At 70.3% G+C, this 18,083-nt stretch carries 13 protein-coding genes; 2 read left to right on the forward strand and 11 right to left on the reverse strand.

Annotated features, from left to right (window positions below):
* Nucleotides 1-24: 24 nt before the first annotated feature.
* The 7 genes from prcB to OG946_RS05275 form a co-directional block, all read right to left on the reverse strand.
* Nucleotides 25-870 carry a proteasome subunit beta gene (gene prcB / locus OG946_RS05245; RefSeq protein ID WP_326794978.1) on the reverse strand — a complete coding sequence of 282 codons (846 nt, stop codon included), beginning with the start codon at nt 868-870 and terminating at the stop codon, nt 25-27.
* 129 nt (nt 871-999) lie between these two features.
* A complete protein-coding gene (locus OG946_RS05250) occupies nt 1,000-1,218 on the reverse strand; it encodes a ubiquitin-like protein Pup (protein WP_326794979.1) in 219 nt (72 codons plus the stop codon).
* Between the two features lie 161 nt (nt 1,219-1,379).
* On the reverse strand, nt 1,380-2,891 hold the full coding sequence (gene dop / locus OG946_RS05255) for a depupylase/deamidase Dop (RefSeq protein ID WP_199850562.1): 1,512 nt from the start codon (nt 2,889-2,891) through the stop codon (nt 1,380-1,382).
* 245 nt (nt 2,892-3,136) lie between these two features.
* Complete coding sequence (arc, locus tag OG946_RS05260) at nt 3,137-4,903, reverse strand: proteasome ATPase (RefSeq protein WP_326794980.1); 1,767 nt, start codon at nt 4,901-4,903, stop codon at nt 3,137-3,139.
* 292 nt (nt 4,904-5,195) lie between these two features.
* Entirely contained in the window at nt 5,196-5,771 is a 576-nt protein-coding gene (locus tag OG946_RS05265) for a hypothetical protein (RefSeq protein ID WP_326794981.1), read from the reverse strand.
* 100 nt (nt 5,772-5,871) lie between these two features.
* Complete coding sequence (locus OG946_RS05270) at nt 5,872-6,777, reverse strand: tRNA (adenine-N1)-methyltransferase (RefSeq protein ID WP_326794982.1); 906 nt, start codon at nt 6,775-6,777, stop codon at nt 5,872-5,874.
* A gap of 27 nt (nt 6,778-6,804) precedes the next feature.
* On the reverse strand, nt 6,805-7,923 hold the full coding sequence (locus OG946_RS05275) for a site-2 protease family protein (protein ID WP_326800153.1): 1,119 nt from the start codon (nt 7,921-7,923) through the stop codon (nt 6,805-6,807).
* A 154-nt stretch (nt 7,924-8,077) separates the two neighbouring features.
* Between OG946_RS05275 and OG946_RS05280 the strand changes: the two genes are divergently transcribed.
* The gene (locus OG946_RS05280) at nt 8,078-9,094 is read left to right on the forward strand and encodes a RecB family exonuclease (RefSeq protein WP_326794983.1); all 1,017 of its coding nucleotides are present in this window, start codon (nt 8,078-8,080) and stop codon (nt 9,092-9,094) included.
* Between the two features lie 32 nt (nt 9,095-9,126).
* Nucleotides 9,127-9,798 carry a response regulator gene (locus tag OG946_RS05285; protein ID WP_018836882.1) on the forward strand — a complete coding sequence of 224 codons (672 nt, stop codon included), beginning with the start codon at nt 9,127-9,129 and terminating at the stop codon, nt 9,796-9,798.
* A 67-nt stretch (nt 9,799-9,865) separates the two neighbouring features.
* Here OG946_RS05285 and OG946_RS05290 read toward each other — a convergent pair whose 3' ends face one another.
* The 4 genes from OG946_RS05290 to metH all read right to left on the reverse strand — a co-directional run bounded on the left by OG946_RS05290 (nt 9,866) and on the right by metH (nt 17,914).
* Complete coding sequence (locus OG946_RS05290; protein ID WP_326794984.1) at nt 9,866-11,470, reverse strand: ABC transporter substrate-binding protein; 1,605 nt, start codon at nt 11,468-11,470, stop codon at nt 9,866-9,868.
* Between the two features lie 59 nt (nt 11,471-11,529).
* The gene (locus tag OG946_RS05295; RefSeq protein WP_326794985.1) at nt 11,530-13,134 is read right to left on the reverse strand and encodes an ABC transporter substrate-binding protein; all 1,605 of its coding nucleotides are present in this window, start codon (nt 13,132-13,134) and stop codon (nt 11,530-11,532) included.
* Nucleotides 13,135-13,474: 340 nt separating this feature from the next.
* A complete protein-coding gene (locus OG946_RS05300) occupies nt 13,475-14,209 on the reverse strand; it encodes an HAD family hydrolase (protein WP_326794986.1) in 735 nt (244 codons plus the stop codon).
* Between the two features lie 165 nt (nt 14,210-14,374).
* Nucleotides 14,375-17,914: a methionine synthase gene (gene metH, locus OG946_RS05305; protein ID WP_326794987.1), complete on the reverse strand. Its 3,540-nt coding sequence runs from the start codon at nt 17,912-17,914 to the stop codon at nt 14,375-14,377.
* Between the last annotated feature and the right edge of the window lie 169 nt (nt 17,915-18,083).

Genomic DNA, 18,083 nt, shown 5'->3' on the forward strand with positions numbered 1-18,083 from the left:
AAATCTCGTGGGGCCGCGCGCCCGCTAGAGCACGGACGCGCGCGGGCCGTCGGGCAGCTCCAGCCGGCCGTCGACCACCGAGCGGGCGATCTCGGAGACCTCGGCGTCGGGCAGCCGGCGGAAGCCCTCATCGGTGATGGACGTGACGATGGGGAAGATGCGGCGGGTCAGGTCCGGCCCGCCGGTGGCGGAGTCGTCGTCCGCCGCGTCGTACAGCGCCTGGACGACGACGGTGGCGGCCTGCTGCTCCGTCAGCTCGTCGGTGAACAGCTTCTTCAGCGCACCGCGCGCGAACACCGACCCGGACCCCACGGAGGCGAATCCCCGCTCCTCGGTCCTGCCGCCGGTCACGTCGTACGAGAAGATGCGGCCCTTCTCCCGCGCCGGGTCCCACCCGGCGAAGAGCGGCAGCACGGCCAGGCCCTGCATGGCCATGCCCAGGTTGGACCGGATCATCGTGGACAGCCGGTTGGCCTTGCCCTCCAGGGAGAGCTGGGCGCCCTCGACCTTCTCGAAGTGCTCCAGCTCCAGCTGGAAGAGCCGCACCATCTCGACCGCGACGCCCGCGGTGCCGGCGATGCCGATGGCGGAGTACTCGTCGGCGGGGAAGACCTTCTCGATGTCACGCTGAGCGATCATGTTGCCCATCGTGGCCCGCCGGTCACCGGCGAGGACGACCCCGCCGGGGAAGGTCAGAGCCACGATGGTGGTGCCGTGCGGCGCCTCGACGGCACCCTTCACGGGCGGCACCTCCCGGTTCCCCGGCAGCGCCGCGGGAGCATGCTCACCCAGGAAGTCCATAAACGAGGACGAGCCCGGCGTGAGGAAGGCAGCCGGCAGTCGCCCTGCGCCACGGATGTTGGCTTCCACGCGAATCCTTCCGGGGTACGGCGGCCCGCCCCCCACGGGCCGAGCCGGTGACTTGCGCTGGGCACGGACCTTACCCGTGCCGCTGCCGGGCGTCCGCCCGGGTGCTGCCCGGACGGACGCCCGGGACGGCTACTCGCCGCCCTTTTGCACGAAGGAGCGCACGAACTCCTCGGCGTTCTCTTCGAGCACGTCGTCGACCTCTTCGAGGAACGAGTCCACGTCCTCCGACAGCTTCTCCTGCCGTTCCTTCAGGTCCTCGGAGACCTCGGCGTCCTGCGCCTGCTCCTCGACCTCTTCCTGGGAGCGCGTGGCCTTCTGCTGACCACCGCCGGTGTCCTTGGTCGCCATTTCCCTCACCCCGCTCGGTGTCGCCCGATGGTCCTGACTGCGTCGCCCTGCAAGATCCGACCCTACAAGCTGGGCCCGACATCGGCCCGGTGCTCTCTCAACGCTCGGAGGCCACCCGGATGATTCCCCTCCGCGCCACCTTTAGCCCGGTCCGTCCCGGATCAGCCGCCCGAGAGGACCCGTACCAGCTCCTCTGCCGTGCGGCAGCGGTCCAGCAGTTCCTTGACGTGGTTGCGGGTACCCCGCAGGGGTTCCAGGGTGGGGACCCGCTGGAGGGAGTCGCGGCCGGGGAGGTCGAAGATGACCGAGTCCCAGGAGGCGGCGGCGACGTCGTCCGCGTACTGTTCGAGGCAGCGGCCGCGGAAGTACGCCCTGGTGTCCTCCGGCGGGTTCTTCACGGCCCGCAGGACCTCGTCCTCGGTCAGGAGCCGCTTGAGGCGGCCGCGGGCCGCCAGCCGGTTGTACAGGCCCTTCTCCGGGCGTACGTCCGCGTACTGCAGGTCGACCAGCGCGAGGCGGGCCGCGTCCCAGTCCAGGGTGTCGCGGCGGCGGTAGCCCTCCAGCAGCTCCCGCTTGGCCAGCCAGTCCAGCTCGCCGGACAGGCTCATGGGATCGGCTTCCAGCCGGTTGAGGGTGTCCTCCCAGCGGGTGAGCACGTCCTTGGTCTGCTCGTCCGCGTCCGCGCCGAAGCGCTCCTCGACATATTTACGCGCCAGCTCGCAGTACTCCATCTGGAGCTGTACGGCCGTGAGCGTACGGCCGCTGCGCAGCACGACCTGGTGACGCAGCGTCGGGTCGTGGGAGACCTGGTGCAGGGTGCGCACGGGCTGCTCCACGGCCAGGTCGACCGCGATGAAGTTGTCCTCGATCATCGACAGCACCAGGGCGGTGGTGCCGAGCTTGAGGTAGGTGGAGATTTCCGAGAGGTTCGCGTCGCCGATGATGACGTGGAGTCTGCGGTATTTCTCGGCATCCGCGTGGGGCTCGTCGCGGGTGTTGATGATGGGGCGTTTGAGGGTGGTTTCCAGGCCGACCTCGACTTCGAAGTAGTCGGCGCGCTGGCTGATCTGGAAGCCGTGTTCGTTGCCGTCCTGGCCGATGCCGACGCGGCCGGCGCCGGTGAAGACCTGGCGGGAGACGAAGAAGGGCGTGAGGTGGCGCACGATGTCCGAGAAGGGGGTTTCCCGCTTCATCAGGTAGTTCTCGTGGCAGCCGTAGGACGCGCCCTTGTTGTCGGTGTTGTTCTTGTAGAGAAGGATGGGCTGCGCACCCGGCAGTTGTCCCGCGCGTTCCGCTGCTTCCGCCATGATGCGTTCGCCGGCCTTGTCCCAGAGCACGGCGTCGCGGGGGTTGGTGACCTCGGGGGCGCTGTACTCGGGGTGGGCGTGGTCGACGTAGAGCCGGGCGCCGTTGGTGAGGATGACGTTGGCGAGGCCGATGTCCTCGTCGGTCAGCTGGCTGGAGTCGGCGGCCTCACGGGCGAGGTCGAAGCCGCGGGCGTCCCGCAGCGGGTTCTCCTCCTCGAAGTCCCACCGGGCGCGGCGCGCCCGGTGCATCGCCGCCGCGTAGGCGTTGACGACTTGGGACGAGGTGAGCATGGCATTGGCGTTGGGATGGCCCGGGACGGAGATTCCGTACTCCGTCTCGATGCCCATTACTCGCCGTACGGTCATGCGGCCCTCCTTGCCCGGTACCGTCCGCGGCCCTGGACGGAACTCAAGTACCGCTGCGTCTGCGGCACGTGCGGTCCCCGCGGCGGCGATGCGCTGCGCTGCGCGCCGGTACGGAAGAGCCTAGAACGCCTTGGCGGCAGTGGGGAGATCATTACAGTCTTTGCTCCGGTCGGTTTGCACCCGTGGAAATACGTGTCCGGCTGCGGGCGGCCGTGTGGTGCCCCCCCGCAGCCGGATCGCCGCATTTACAGGTACTGACCGGTGTTGGCCACCGTGTCGATCGACCGGCCGGTGTCCGCGCCCTGCTTTCCGGTGACGAGGGTGCGGATGAACACGATCCGCTCGCCCTTCTTTCCGGAGATACGGGCCCAGTCGTCGGGGTTGGTCGTGTTGGGCAGGTCCTCGTTCTCCTTGAACTCGTCGACGCAGGCGGCGAGGAGGTGGGAGACGCGCAGGCCCTTCTGGTTGTGGTCGAGGAACGCCTTGATGGCCATCTTCTTGGCGCGGTCCACGATGTTCTCGATCATTGCGCCGGAGTTGAAGTCCTTGAAGTAGAGGACTTCCTTGTCACCGTTGGCGTACGTGACTTCGAGGAACCTGTTCTCCTCGGACTCCGCGTACATCTGCTCGACGACGGACTGGATCATCGCGTCGACGGTGGCCTCGGCCGATTCGCCGTGTTCCGACATGTCCTCGGCGTGCAGCGGCAGCGTCCGGGTGAGGTACTTGGAGAAGATGTCCTTGGCGGCCTCGGCGTCCGGGCGCTCGATCTTGATCTTCACGTCGAGCCGGCCGGGGCGCAGGATCGCGGGGTCGATCATGTCCTCGCGGTTGGAGGCGCCGATGACGATGACGTTCTCCAGGCCCTCGACGCCGTCGATCTCGGAGAGGAGCTGCGGGACGATGGTGTTCTCCACGTCCGAGCTGACGCCGGAGCCGCGGGTGCGGAAGAGGGAGTCCATCTCGTCGAAGAAGACGATGACGGGGGTGCCCTCGCTGGCCTTCTCGCGGGCCCGCTGGAAGACCAGGCGGATGTGCCGCTCGGTCTCGCCGACGTACTTGTTGAGCAGCTCGGGGCCCTTGATGTTGAGGAAGTAGCTCTTGCCGGCGGGGCGGCCGGTGTGCTCCGCGACCTTCTTGGCGAGGGAGTTCGCGACCGCCTTGGCGATCAGCGTCTTGCCGCAGCCGGGCGGGCCGTAGAGGAGCACGCCCTTGGGAGGCCGCAGCTCGTGTTCCTTGAAGAGGTCGGGGTAGAGGTACGGCAGCTCGACGGCGTCCCTGATCAGCTCGATCTGGTTGCCCAGGCCGCCGATCTTGGTGTAGTCGATGTCCGGGACCTCTTCGAGGACCAGCTCCTCGACCTCGCTCTTGGGGATGACCTCGTAGACGTACCCGGAGCGGGGCTCCAGGAGCAGGGCGTCGCCGGCGCGGATGGTGGTGTGCAGCAGCGGCTCGGCGAGCCGTACCACCTTCTCCTCGTCGGTGTGCCCCATCACGAGGGCGCGCTCGCCGTCCTCCAGGATCTCCTTCAGGGTGACGATGTCCCCGGAGCGCTCGAACGCCATGGCGTCGACCACGTTCAGCGCCTCGTTGAGCATCAGCTCCTGACCGCGGCGCAGCTCGTCGAGCTCCACGCTGGGGCTGACGTTCACCCGCAGCTTGCGGCCGCCGGTGAAGATGTCCGCCGTGCTGTCGTCGTTGGCCTGGAGGAAGACTCCGAAGCCGGCGGGCGGCTGGGCCAGCCGGTCGACTTCTTCTTTCAGGGCGACGATCTGGTCCCGGGCCTCACGGAGAGTGCTTGCCAGGCGCTCGTTCTGCGCGGACACTCCGGCGAGGTTGGTCTGCAACTCGACGATGCGTTCTTCGAGGATCCTCGTGTGACGCGGCGAGTCGGCGAGCTTTCGTCGCAGGACGGCGATCTCCTGCTCAAGGTAGGCGACCTGACCGGCAGGGTCTTCGGACCCTCGACCCGGCCGGATGCCGCGGTTGGTGTCGTCGTCGTGGGCTGCCACGGTCCTCACCTCCTCCAAGGGGAGCTGGACGCTTCCTGACCCTACCTGGCCGCGTCCCACTTGAAACCCCTAGATCACAAAGACGGTCGGGGTGCATCCGATCTTCACCCGTGCGCCCGTCCTCACGCCAGGCAAATACCCATCCAGCAACATCGGAAAGCAGCCATTTGTTTCGTCTACAACGCTCAACACCCGCCAAGGGTGCCTGGAATTGCAGCGGAACGGCGACCGCTCCCCCGCCGGTTCCGGGAACCGGCGGGAAGGCGATGTGGGAGGGGGTGCCGCGGCGGGGTCAGACCTGGGTGCCGGGGACGGGCTCCGCGGTGAGGCGGAAGCGGCCGTTCTCCCACGTCCAGGTCACGTTGCGCTGCTTGTCCGGCTTGCTGCGGGGAACGTCGGGCGAGGAGTAGCCGAGGAGGGTGGCCGAAATCTCATTTTCGCGCACAGCGAATTCCCCGACGCTCATGCCCTCGGCGGGATCGACGAGAGTTTCGGTCACGCGCGGTGACCGGCCGGGCTTGGCGGCGGACACGACGTACATCCCGCTGGGCGGGGTGCCGGCGGCGGCGCGGCAGCGCACCACGGCGACGGTCTCGGCGCGGCCGTCGCCGTCGAAGTCGGCGGAGCCCTTCTTGAAGACCTCGGGCTCGGTGCCGGCACAGTCGACCGGGTAGTGGGCGGCGCTCGCGTCGGGCCCGGGGGCGGGTCTGCCCCCGTGGTCGCCCTTGCCGTCGTTGCCGGCGGCGACGGACGGGGGCTTGATGAGCGCCGCGAGGGCGATGACGGCGGCCATGGCGGCCGCCGTCGCGATCCAGTGCACCGCGCGGGGGTGCGTGTGCGGGAGGTCGGCGCCGGGCAGAGGCTGCACGGGTGAGGCTCCTGGGAGGGCTGGGAGGGCCGTGGGGAGGCCAGCATGGTGTCACACACCCGCCGCCCGCGGAACGACCCCTGCCGCTTCGGTGCCCCCTTCAGTTCCCCGCGGCGGCCCGCTGGCCGCCGGGGCCGGTGTAATCCTCCCCGTACGCCCCCTTCGCGGGCCTGCGGCGGCGCAGCGGCGGCTCGACGCCGTCGGCGAGCCTGCGGGCGGTGAGCAGGAAGCCGGTGTGGCCGATCATGCGGTGGTCCGGGCGTACGGCGAGGCCCTCCACGTGCCAGTTGCGCAGCATGGTCTCCCACGCCTGCGGCTCGTTGAAGTTGCCGTGTTCGCGGATGGACTCCACGGTGCGGGCGAGCTGGGTGGTGGTGGCGACGTACGCGCAGACGATGCCGCCGGGCACCAGGGCCTTGGCGACCGCGTCCAGGCACTCCCAGGGCGCGAGCATGTCCAGGATGACGCGGTCGACCTCGGTGTCGGACAGGTTGTCCTGGAGGTCGCCGACGGTGAGCTGCCAGGCGGGGTGGGGGCCGCCGAAGTAGCGCTCGACGTTCTGCCGGGCGACGTCGGCGAAGTCCGCGCGGCGCTCGTACGAGTGGAGCATGCCGCTGTCGCCGACGGCGCGCAGCAGGAAGCTGGTCAGCGACCCTGAGCCGACGCCCGCCTCGACCACGCGCGCGCCCGGGAAGACGTCGGCGAACGCGAGGATCTGGCCGGCGTCCTTGGGGTAGACGACGGCCGCTCCGCGCGGCATGGACAGGACGTAGTCGGGGAGCAGGGGGCGCAGCGCGAGATACGGGACGTTGCCCGTGGTGCGCACGACGGTTCCCTCGGGGGCGTCGATCAGCTCGTCGTGCGGGAAGGAGCCCTTGTGAGTGTGGAAGGACTTCCCGGCTTCGAGCGTGAACGTGTAGTGGCGTCCCTTGGGGTCGGTGAGCTGTACCTGGTCCCCGACCTGGAAGGGCCCGCGGCGGCGGGCGGCACCGGTCGGCTCGGACATGCCGCTCACCCTACCGGCCGGGGGTGATCAGGGCTGCGGCCGGGCCATGGCGGCGACGAAGGCGCGCTCGACGTCGGCGGTGGTGAGTACCCCGTAGATGTGGCCGGTCTCCTCCAGCACGAGGTACTCGCTGTGAGGGCTCTCGCGCAGGTGCTCCAGCAGTTGTTCGCCGGTCAGCTCGGCGGAGACCTTCATCTCGTCCGTGAGGTCCTGGGAGAGCGAGCTGACGGCCACCCAGGGGCGGCGGTGGGCGGGGGTCTGGGCGATGGCCGCGCCGCGGACGACCCCGGTGGGAAAGCCGCGGCCGTCGACGACCACGAGGGCGCGGGCGCCCGCGGCCTCGGCCCGGCGCAGCGCCTCGGACAGCGGGGTGTCGGCGGTGACGGGGGCCGCCCGGCGGGTGAGGGCGCGGGCGCGCAGCTCGGGCAGCCGCTCGCGCAGCCTGGCCATGCGCAGGCTGTTGCCGGCGCCGGTCCAGATGATCGCGGCGAGGATCGCCGCCAGCAGGGCGTCGGTGACGGTGTCGACGCTGCCGGGGTCGGAGGCGCGCGAGTGGGTGAAGAGCGGGAGGCCGATGAGCGTGGCCACGGCCAGCGCGCGGCCCACCCAGGCGGCGACGACCGTGCCGGTCATGGGCTTGCCGCTGACCTTCCAGACCGCGGCGCGCAGCATCCGGCCGCCGTCCAGCGGCAGGCCGGGCAGCAGGTTGAAGACGGCGACGATCAGGTTGGAGATCGTGAGGGCGGCGAGGAGCACCGCCGGCACGGTGTCCTCCTCGACGAGCTGGAGGGCGCCGTAGAAGCCGCCGGCGAGGACGAGCGAGAGCAGCGGCCCGGCGAAGGCGAGCCAGAACTCGCGGCCGGGGGTCTCGGACTCCTTCTCGATCTCCGACACACCGCCGAAGAACTGCAGCTGGATGCGGCGTACGGGCAGCTTGTAGTGGAGGGCGACGCGGGTGTGGGCCAGCTCGTGGACGAGCACGGAGGCGTAGAACGCGACGGCGAAGAAGAGCGCGATCACGTACCGCAGGGCGCCCAGCTCGGGCAGGATCCGTTCGAGCTGGCCGCCGAAGACCCAGGTGATGAGGGCGGCGACGAGGAACCAGCTCGGGGCGACGTACACGGGCACGCCGAAGGGGCGGCCCATGAGGATGCCGCCGCCGCGGCCGGGCCGATCGCCCCTGCGCTCCTCGCTCACGACTCCCACTCCTGCCCGCTCGCGGTGCCCGTCTTCCTGCCCGCAGGTCCCGCCTGCATCGTATGCCGCCGGATGTCGGTCCCGGGCCCTAGGGTCGTACACCATGAGTACCCGCACCGACACCGGGAACCACCCCGCGGACCCCGCACCGCCGCCGCCCGAGGGGGACGGCGGGCCGGACGCGCCACGGGCCCCGGCGCCGCCCCGGGCCCTGTCTCCCTCCCGCGCGGCGGACTTCATGACCTGCCCGCTCATGTACCGCTTCCGGGTGATCGACAGACTGCCGGAGAAGCCGCGCGCCTCCGCCGCCCGCGGGACGCTGGTGCACGCGGTCTTGGAGCGGCTGTTCGACGATCCTGCCGCCGAGCGTACGCCGCCGCGGGCGCGGGCGCTGGTGGCGCCGGCCTGGGAGCGGCTGCTCGCGGACCGGCCGGAGCTGGCCGAGCTGTTCACGGACGGTGACGAAGACGGGGCAGGGGCCGGAAGCGGGGCCGGGGAGGGCGGCGCGGACGGGGCCGCGGAGCGGCTGGCGGAGTGGCTGGCCGGGGCCGAGCGGCTCGTCGAGCGGTGGTTCACGCTGGAGGACCCGGCGCATCTGGAGCCCGCGGAGCGGGAGCTGTTCGTGGAGACCGTGCTGGCCTCCGGGCTGAAGCTGCGCGGCGTCATCGACCGGGTGGACGTGGCGCCGACGGGCGAGGTCCGCGTCGTGGACTACAAGACGGGCAAGGCGCCCCCGCCGGAGTACGCGGCGGACGCCCTCTTCCAGATCAAGTTCTACGCGCTGGTGCTGTGGCGGCTGCGGGGCAGTGTCCCGCGCCGGCTGCAGCTGGTCTACCTGGGCAGCGGCGACGTGCTGACGTACGACCCGGACGAGGCCGACCTGCGCGGCGTGGAGCGCAAGGTGCTCGCCCTGTGGCAGGCGATCCGGCGGGCGACGGAGAGCGGCGACTGGCGGCCCCGGCCGGGCCGGCTGTGCGACTGGTGCGACTTCAAGGACTCCTGCCCCGCCTTCGGCGGCACCCCGCCCCCGTATCCGCTGACCGGCGTCGATCTCGGCCTGCCGCAGCCCCGCCCGGCCGGGGCCGGGGACGGTGCGCAGGGCAGAATGGACACCGCCTGACAATCCGGTCCGGCCGAGGAAGAGGAGACCCTGTGGCCATCCGCGTCCTGCTCGTCGACGACCAGCCGTTGCTGCGCACCGGCTTCCGCATGATCCTGGAAGCAGAGCAGGACATCGCCGTGGTCGGCGAGGCCGGCGACGGGCTGCAGGCGCTCGACCAGGTCAGGGCGCTGCAGCCGGACGTGGTGCTGATGGACATCCGGATGCCCCGCATGGACGGTGTGGAGGCCACCCGGCAGATCACCGGCGCGGGCCGGGACGGGCCCGCGAAGGTGCTGGTCCTGACGACCTTCGACCTCGACGAGTACGTGGTGGAGGCGCTGCGCGCGGGGGCCAGCGGCTTTCTGCTGAAGGACGCGCCGGCCGGGGAGCTGGTGCAGGCGATCCGCGTGGTGGCCGCCGGGGACGCGATGCTGGCCCCGAGCATCACCAAGCGGCTGCTCGACAAGTTCGCCACCAAGCTGCCGACAGGAGAGCAGGACGTGCCGGACACCCTGGACACGCTCACCGAGCGCGAGGTAGAGGTGCTGAAGCTGGTCGCCCGCGGGCTGTCGAACGCGGAGATCGCCGCCGACCTGTTCGTGAGCGAGACGACCGTGAAGACCCATGTGGGCCACGTGCTGACCAAGCTGAGCCTGCGCGACCGGGTGCAGGCCGCGGTGTACGCGTACGAGAGCGGGCTGGTGCGCCCCGGCGGGTCCTGAGCGGCGTACCGGGAGCCCTTGCCTGAGCGGGGCTCCCGGCCGCGTACCTCAGATCAGTGCGGGCGGGTCACTCCGAGCCCTTCGAGATCTCCCAGAAGCGGAAGACCGTCGAGGCGTCGAGCGTCCACTCCAGGCCGAGGATGTTCTCCTGCGCGGCGGCGTACTGCTTGCCCTGCCACAGCGGTATCACCGGCAACTGGTCGGCGACGATGTCCTGCAGCTCGCCGTAGGCGTCCACCGTGGCCGTACGCTCCGACTGGCCGGCGGCCGCCGGTATCAGCTCGCTGGTGATCCGGCCCGGGTTGTAGTTGTTGGCCAGCACGTTGCCCTCGCCGAAGAACGGCGCGGTGAAGTTGTCCGGGTCCGGGTAGTCCGGCACCCAGCCCTTGACGTAGACGCCGTACGAGCCCTTCTCGACGCCCTTCTCGAACTCGTCCAGCGGCACGGACTTCACGTCGGCCTGGAACAGGCCGCTGTCGTTGAGCTGCTCGGCGATCAGCTCGAAGGACGGCACCGTGCCGGGACCGTAGCGCTCGGGCGTGGCGTAGAGCGTCACGGGGACCTTCTCGTCGATGCCCGCCTCGCGCAGCGCCTGCTCGGCCCTGGACGGGTCGGGGCGGTCGCCGTAGGTGTCGTAGAAGGCGGTGTTGTGGCCGGTGATGCCGGCCGGGACGATCGAGTACAGCTCCTCGGCAGTGCCCTCGTAGACCTCGCGGACCAGCGCGTTGCGGTCGATGAGGTAGGCGAACGCCTTGCGCACGGCGGGGTCGCCGGCGACCGGGTCGTTCATGTTGAAGACCAGGTGCTGCACCTCGGCGCTGGTGCCCTCGACGAGCTGGATCTTCTGGCCGGCACCGGCCTGGTCCTGCAGCTCGGCGATGTCCTTCATCGCCAGGCCGCGGTAGGCCAGGTCGATGTCGCCGTTCTCCAGGTCCTTCTTCAGCTTGCCGTCGCCGCCGGTGTTGTCGCCGTAGAGCTTCAGCGTCATCCCGGAGTTCTGCACCTTGGCGGTGCCCTTGTAGCCGGAGTTGACGGAGAACTCGGCTTCCTTGCCCTCCTGGTAGGAGTCCAGCTTGTACGGGCCGGAGCCCACGGCCTCGCCGTCGTCGCGCAGCTTGTCCTTGGGGTAGGACTCGCTGTCCACGATCGAGCCGGCGCCGGAGGCGATCTTCATGGGGAAGGTCGCGTCGGGGTAGTCCAGCCGGAACGTCACGCTCAGCTCGTCGGGCGTCTCGATCTCGCCGATCGAGTCGAGCATGACGGCGGGGCCCGCCGGATCGTCGATGCCGATGGTGCGCTCGAAGGAGAACTTCACGTCCTCGGAGGTGAGTTCCGAGCCGTTCGAGAACTTCAGCCCGTCCTGCAGCTTGCAGGTGTAGACGCGGCTGTCGGCGTCCTCGAAGGTGCACTCCTTCGCCGCCTCGGGCTCGGGCTCCGTGGACCCCTTGGGGAAGCTCAGCAGGGACTGGAAGACGTTGTTGAACACCAGCCAGGAGCCGGGGTCGTAGCCCGCCGCGGGGTCGATGGCGGTGACCTCGTCGGTCATCCCCATCACGACCGCGTCGCCGGAGCCGGCCCCCGATCCGGAGTCCGAGCCGCAGCCGGCGGCGAGCAGCACGGTGGCCATGGCGGCGCCGAGGGGTGGGGCGAACCGCTGGACAGCCTTCTTCACGTGTGTGGGTTCCTTCACTCGGGTCGGTTCTCTGCCCGGCGCGGCACCGCCGGTGGCCCCTACTCGCTCAGTCCGCGCCGCAGCTCCCAGAGCTGCAGCGTCGACGACGAGTTGAGCGCCCACTCCGCCCCCGTGACGGTGTCGCGCGCCGCGATGTACTGCTTGCCCTGCCAGAGCGGGAGGTACGGGACGTCGCTGGCGAGGACGTCCTGTATCCGCTCGAAGCTGTCCGTCGTGCGCTCCCGCTGTGCCTCCTGGCGGGTCCTCGGGATCAGGTCCTCGATGACGGAGCTGTCGTAGTTGTTGAAGGTGAAGTTCTCCTCGCCGACGAACGGCCCGGTGAACGTGTCGGGGTCGGGGAAGTCGGGATACCAGTGCAGGCCGTAGACGGCGTACCGATTCTCCGCGTAGTGCTTCTTGTACGTCTCCCAGGTGTCGCCCTTGATGTCGGCGTCGAACAGGCCGGACCTGTTGAGCTGGTCACGCAGCTCCTCGAACTCGGCCTTCGTCGTCTCGCCGTAGTGGTCGGTGGTGTAGTTCAGGGTGAGCTTCACGGGCGTCTCGACGCCCGCCTCCCGCAGCAGTTCGCGGGCGCCGTCGGCGTCCGGACGGTCGCCGTAGGCGTCGTGGAACGCGGTGTTGTGGCCGATGATGCCGCGCGGGATCATCGCGTACAGCGGGTCGACGGTGCGCTGGTAGACGTCGCGTGCGAGCTTCGTCCTGTCGATCACCTCGGCCGCGGCCTGGCGTACGGCCCGGTCCTTCACGGTCGGGTTCTCGACGTCGAAGACGAGGTAGGCGATCTCCGCGCCCGGCGTCTCGAAGAGGCTGACGTCGCCGTCGGCGCCGTCGTCGAGGCGGTTGATCTGCTCCGGCTTCAGGCTGCGGCCCATCACGTCGATGTCGCCGCCCGCGATGGCGTCCTCCATGCTCTTGGAGGTGCCGAAGTAGCGGACCTCGACCGCGTCGTTCTGCGGCTCGACCTCGCCCTTGTAGTCGCCGTTGCCGGTGTAGACGGCCTTGGTGGCGACGTCGTCGTCGTGCTCCACCTTCAGGCTGTACGGGCCGGAGCCGGCGATCTCGAAGCCCTCGTAGAGCTTGTCCTTCTCGTAGACCTCGCTGTCGACGATGGCGGCGGCGGGGGTGGCGAGCTTGAGGGGGAACGTCGCGTCGGGCGTCTTGAGGTGGAAGACCACGGTCAGCTCGTCCGGGGTCTCCACCGTGTCGACGTTGGCGAGCAGCGGGAACGGGCCGTTGGGGTTCTTGATCTTCAGCATCCGCTCGATGGAGAACTTGACGTCCTCGGCGGTGAGGTCGTGGCCGTTGGTGAACGTCAGGCCGTCGCGGAGCGTGCAGCGGTACTGCTCGCTGCGCCGGTCGGCGAAGACGCACTGCTCGGCGGCGTCCGGCTCGGGCTCCGAGCCCGTACGCGGCATCCGCATCAGCGTCTGGAAGGTGTTCTGCAGGACGTTCCAGGAGTTGATGTCGTACGCCGTGGCGGGGTCGAGCGGAGCCGGGTTCTCCTTCGTCAGCTCCAGCCTGTCGGTCGTACCCACCACGATCGCGTCGTCGTCTCCGCCGGAGTCGCCCACCACGCCGCAGGAGGTGACGACCGGGGCGAGCACACCCAGCAGCGCGGGCAGCACCAACGACTTACGAATCATGGTCGACTTTCTCCCTCAGGCGTCCCCGGAGAGATTAGCCGGAGCACCCAGCCGGGCTGGGTGGCAGGGAAGTTGAGAAGGAATCACATGCCGATTACGCCCGGCGCCCTTCCGATAACCGGACGCGGGAACAATGGCCGTGAACCCCAATCAAACCGGACACAGGGAGGCACCTCGGGAGACCCTCGGAACCCCTCCAGCACAGTTCCACACCCCTGTCGAGAGCTGTGCGCGTGAGAAAGCTCACCCTGTCGAATCCGCGCCCGGTAGCGGCAATGGGGTAACGGCTTTCGTCACGCAAAATACATGAACCGCTGCGCGGAGTTTCCTCACCGCTTTCTCAGTGGAGGCGCTCGACTACGGAGCGGAGAAAGGAAAGATCGACTTCCGTGAGGGAACGCACGAGGTGCCGTCCCGGCGCGGGTTCGATCGGCGCCACCGACGGCACCGCCACGACGGCGCAGCCGGCCGCCTCCGCCGCCGTCACGCCCGTCAGGGTGTCCTCGATGACCGCGCAGTGCCGCGGGTCGGCCCCGAGTGCGGCCGCGGCGTGCAGGTACGGGTCGGGGTGCGGCTTCGTACGCGGGATCTCGTCGCCGGCCACGGAGAGGTGGAACTCGTGGCCGAGCGAGCGCAGCACCCGGTCGATGATGCGCCGGTGGGACGCGGAGACGAGGGCCGTGGGCACGTCGTGCGCGGCGAGTTCGGTGAGCAGCCGCCGGGCGCCGGGCATGAGCGGCACGTCGCCGTCGACCAGCTCCTCGAAGCGGGTGTTGAGGCGCACGGTCAGCTCCGGCAGGCCGATGTCGGCGCCGGTGGTCGCGATGAGGTACGCGGCGCTGCGCGACATCGGGCCGCCGACGACGACCTGGCGCTGCTCCTCGGTCAGCTCGTGGCCGAACTCGGCGAAGACCGAGACCTCGGCGGCCCACCAGAAGCCCTCGGTGTCGACCAGGGTGCCGTCCATGTCGAGCAGTACGGCCTGCGGCGTCGTACCGCGGATGGACCGCACCCGGCGGTCCTGGGCGGTGCCCTGGGCCGTTCGGGTGCCTTCAGCGGGAATGCTGCTGGTCATCCGCTCACCTCCCTCGAAGGGGCGCAAAGGCCGGCCGCCAGAAGCGACCGGCCTGTTCCGGACCGACCAGTGTAAGCCGACTGTCCGGAAAGCGCCCGGGGAGACCGTTCGGGGCGCATTTACGACGATGCCGGGGTACGGGTACGGCCCGGGCGCCGGCGGCGCTCAGCGGGCGTTGAAGTACTTCGCCTCGGGGTGGTGGATGACGATCGCGTCCGTGGACTGCTCCGGGTGCAACTGGAACTCCTCGGAGAGCTTCACCCCGATCCGCTCCGGCTCCAGCAGCTCGGCGATCTTCGCCCGGTCCTCCAGGTCCGGGCACGCGCCGTAGCCGAGCGAGAACCGGGCGCCGCGGTACTTCAGCGCGAACATGTCCTCGATCTCCGCCGGGTCCTCGCCGGCGTACCCGAGCTCGGCGCGTACCCGCGCGTGCCAGTACTCCGCCAGCGCCTCGGCGAGCTGTACGGAGAGCCCGTGCAGCTCCAGGTACTCGCGGTAGGAGTCGGCGGCGAACAGCTCGGCGGTGGCCTCGCCGATCTTCGAGCCGACGGTGACGATCTGGAAGCCGACGACGTCCGTCTCGCCGGACTCCTCCGGCCGGAAGAAGTCCGCCAGGCACAGCCGCCGGCCGCGCCGCTGCCGAGGGAAGGTGAAGCGGGTGCGCTCGGCGCCGTCGTCGCCGAGGACGATCAGGTCGTCGCCCTTGGAGACGCAGGGGAAGTAGCCGTAGACGACGGCCGCCTCCAGCAGGTTGCCGGTCTGCAGCCGGTCCAGCAGCCCGCGCAGCCGCGGCCGGCCCTCGGTGGCGACCAGGTCCTCGTACGACGGGCCGCCGCCGCGCGGCGCCTTCAGCCCCCACTGGCCCTTGAAGAGGGCGCCCTCGTCCAGCCAGGAGGCGTAGTCGGCCTGCTGGATGCCCTTGACGACCCTGGTGCCCCAGAACGGCGGGGTGGGCACGGGGTTGTCGGTGGCCACGTCGGAGCGGGCGGGGGCCTCCTCGTCGGCGGCGGCGGGCGCGGGGGTGGCGGCGCGTACCCGGCGGGGGCGCAGCTCGGGCAGCTCGGCGCCGGGGACGCCGCGCTTGACGCCGATGAGGGCGTCCATGAGCCGCAGCCCCTCGAAGGCGTCGCGGGCGTAGCGGACCTCGCCCTCGTAGACCTCGTGCAGGTCCTGCTCGACGTACGCGCGGGTGAGCGCGGCGCCGCCGAGGATCACCGGGTAGCGGGAGGCCAGCCGGCGCTGGTTCAGCTCCTCCAGGTTCTCCTTCATGATCACCGTGGACTTCACCAGCAGCCCGGACATCCCGATCACGTCGGCGGCGTGCTCCTCCGCGGCCTCCAGGATGGCCGAGACGGGCTGCTTGATGCCGAGGTTGACCACGTTGTAGCCGTTGTTGGACAGGATGATGTCGACCAGGTTCTTGCCGATGTCGTGGACGTCGCCGCGCACGGTGGCCAGCACGATCGTGCCCTTGCCCGAGCTGCCCTCGCCGTCGTCGACCTTCTCCATGTGCGGCTCCAGATAGGCCACCGCGGTCTTCATCACCTCGGCGGACTGGAGCACGAACGGGAGCTGCATCTGCCCGGAGCCGAACAGCTCGCCGACGACCTTCATGCCGTCCAGCAGCGTCTCGTTGACGATCTCCAGGGCCGGCCGCTCGGCGAGCGCGGCGTCCAGGTCGGCCTCCAGGCCGTTCTTCTCGCCGTCGATGATCCGCCGCTTCAGCCGCTCCTCCAGCGGCAGCGCGGCCAGCTCCTCGGCCTTGCCCGCCTTCATCGACTTGGTGTCGACGCCCTCGAACAGCTCCAGCAGGCGCTGCAGCGGGTCGTACGCGGGCTCGTCACCCTGGGCCGGGCGGCGCCGGTCGTGGATGAGGTCCAGGCAGACCTGCACCTGCTCCTCCTCCAGCCGGGCGATCGGCAGGATCTTGCTGGCGTGCACGATCGCCGAGTCGAGGCCGGCCTTCACGCATTCGTCGAGGAAGACGGAGTTGAGCACGACGCGGGCGGCCGGGTTGAGACCGAAGGAGATGTTCGACAGGCCGAGCGTGGTCTGCACGTCGGGGCGGCGGCGCTTGAGCTCGCGGATCGCCTCGATGGTGGCGATGCCGTCGCCGCGGGACTCCTCCTGGCCGGTGCAGATGGTGAACGTCAGGCAGTCGATGAGGATGTCGGACTCGTGGATGCCCCAGTTGCCGGTGAGGTCGTCGATCAGCCGCTCGGCGATGGCGACCTTGTGCTCGGCGGTACGGGCCTGGCCCTCCTCGTCGATGGTCAGCGCCATCAGCGCGGCGCCGTGCTCGCGGGCGAGCGTCGCGACGCGGGCGAAGCGGGACTCGGGGCCGTCGCCGTCCTCGTAGTTGACGGAGTTGATGACGGCCCGGCCGCCGAGCTTCTCCAGGCCGGCGCGGATCACGTCGACCTCGGTGGAGTCCAGCACGATGGGCAGCGTGGAGGCGGTGGCGAACCGGCCCGCCAGCTCGGCCATGTCGGCGGCGCCGTCGCGGCCGACGTAGTCGACGCACAGGTCGAGCATGTGGGCGCCTTCGCGGATCTGGTCGCGGGCCATCTCCACGCAGTCGTCCCAGCGGCCTTCGAGCATGGCGGTACGGAACTTCTTCGAGCCGTTGGCGTTGGTGCGCTCGCCGATCGCCAGGTACGAGGTGTCCTGCCGGAACGGCACCGTCTGGTACAGCGACGCGGCCCCCGGCTCGGGCCGCGGCGAGCGCTCGACCGGCTGCAGGTCCCGTACCCGCTCGGTGAGCTGCCGCAGGTGCTCCGGGGTGGTGCCGCAGCAGCCGCCGACCAGGGACAGCCCGTACTCGCGGACGAACGTCTCCTGGGCGTCGGCCAGTTCGCCCGGGGTCAGCGGGTAGTGGGCGCCGTCCTTGCCGAGCACCGGGAGGCCGGCGTTGGGCATGCAGGACAGCGGCACCCGGGAGTGCCGGGCGAGGTAGCGCAGGTGCTCGCTCATCTCGGCCGGTCCGGTGGCGCAGTTCAGCCCGATCATGTCGATGCCCAGCGGCTCCAGCGCGGTGAGCGCGGCGCCGATCTCGCTGCCGAGGAGCATGGCGCCGGTGGTCTCGACGGTCACCGAGCAGATCAGCGGCAGGTCCATGCCGGTGGCCGCCAGCGCCCGGCGGGCGCCGAGGACGGCGGACTTGGTCTGCAGCAGGTCCTGGGTGGTCTCGACGAGCAGCGCGTCGGCGCCGCCGGCGATCATGCCCTCGGCGTTCTGCTGGTACGCGTCGCGCAGCGTGCCGTACGCGACGTGGCCCAGGGTCGGCAGCTTGGTGCCCGGGCCCATGGAGCCGAGGACCCAGCGCTGCCGGCCGTCGCCCGCGGTGTGCGCGTCGGCGGACTCGCGGGCGATGCGCACGCCGGACTCGGAGAGCTCGAAGATCCGGTCGGCGATGTCGTACTCGCCGAGGGCGGCGTGGTTGGCGCCGAAGGTGTTGGTCTCCACACAGTCGACGCCGGCCGCGAAGTACTCGTCGTGCACGGAGCGCACGATGTCGGGTCGGGTGACGTTGAGGATCTCGTTGCAGCCTTCCAGCTGCTGGAAGTCGTCGAGCGTGGGCTCCTGCGCCTGGAGCATCGTGCCCATGGCGCCGTCGGCCACCACCACGCGGGTGGCGAGGGCCTCGCGCAGCGCGTCGGCGCGGGTCTGCTGGCTGGCGGCGGGCTGGGACGGCTGCGAGGCCATGGGGATACTCCCTCGTGTGCGACGGCTGTCGGCTATGCGCGGCCCGCGAGGGCCGGTGCACGGGCCAAGGGTATCGGCCGGAGCCGGTGCGGCGCGGGCTGTCCCACGACCCGGACGGTGCAGGTTTGCGGCGCTTTCCGGCAGACTCGGGCACGATCGGCACGTCCGG

It is taken from the genome of Streptomyces sp. NBC_01808 (genome assembly GCF_035917395.1).
Lineage (GTDB): Bacteria > Actinomycetota > Actinomycetes > Streptomycetales > Streptomycetaceae > Streptomyces.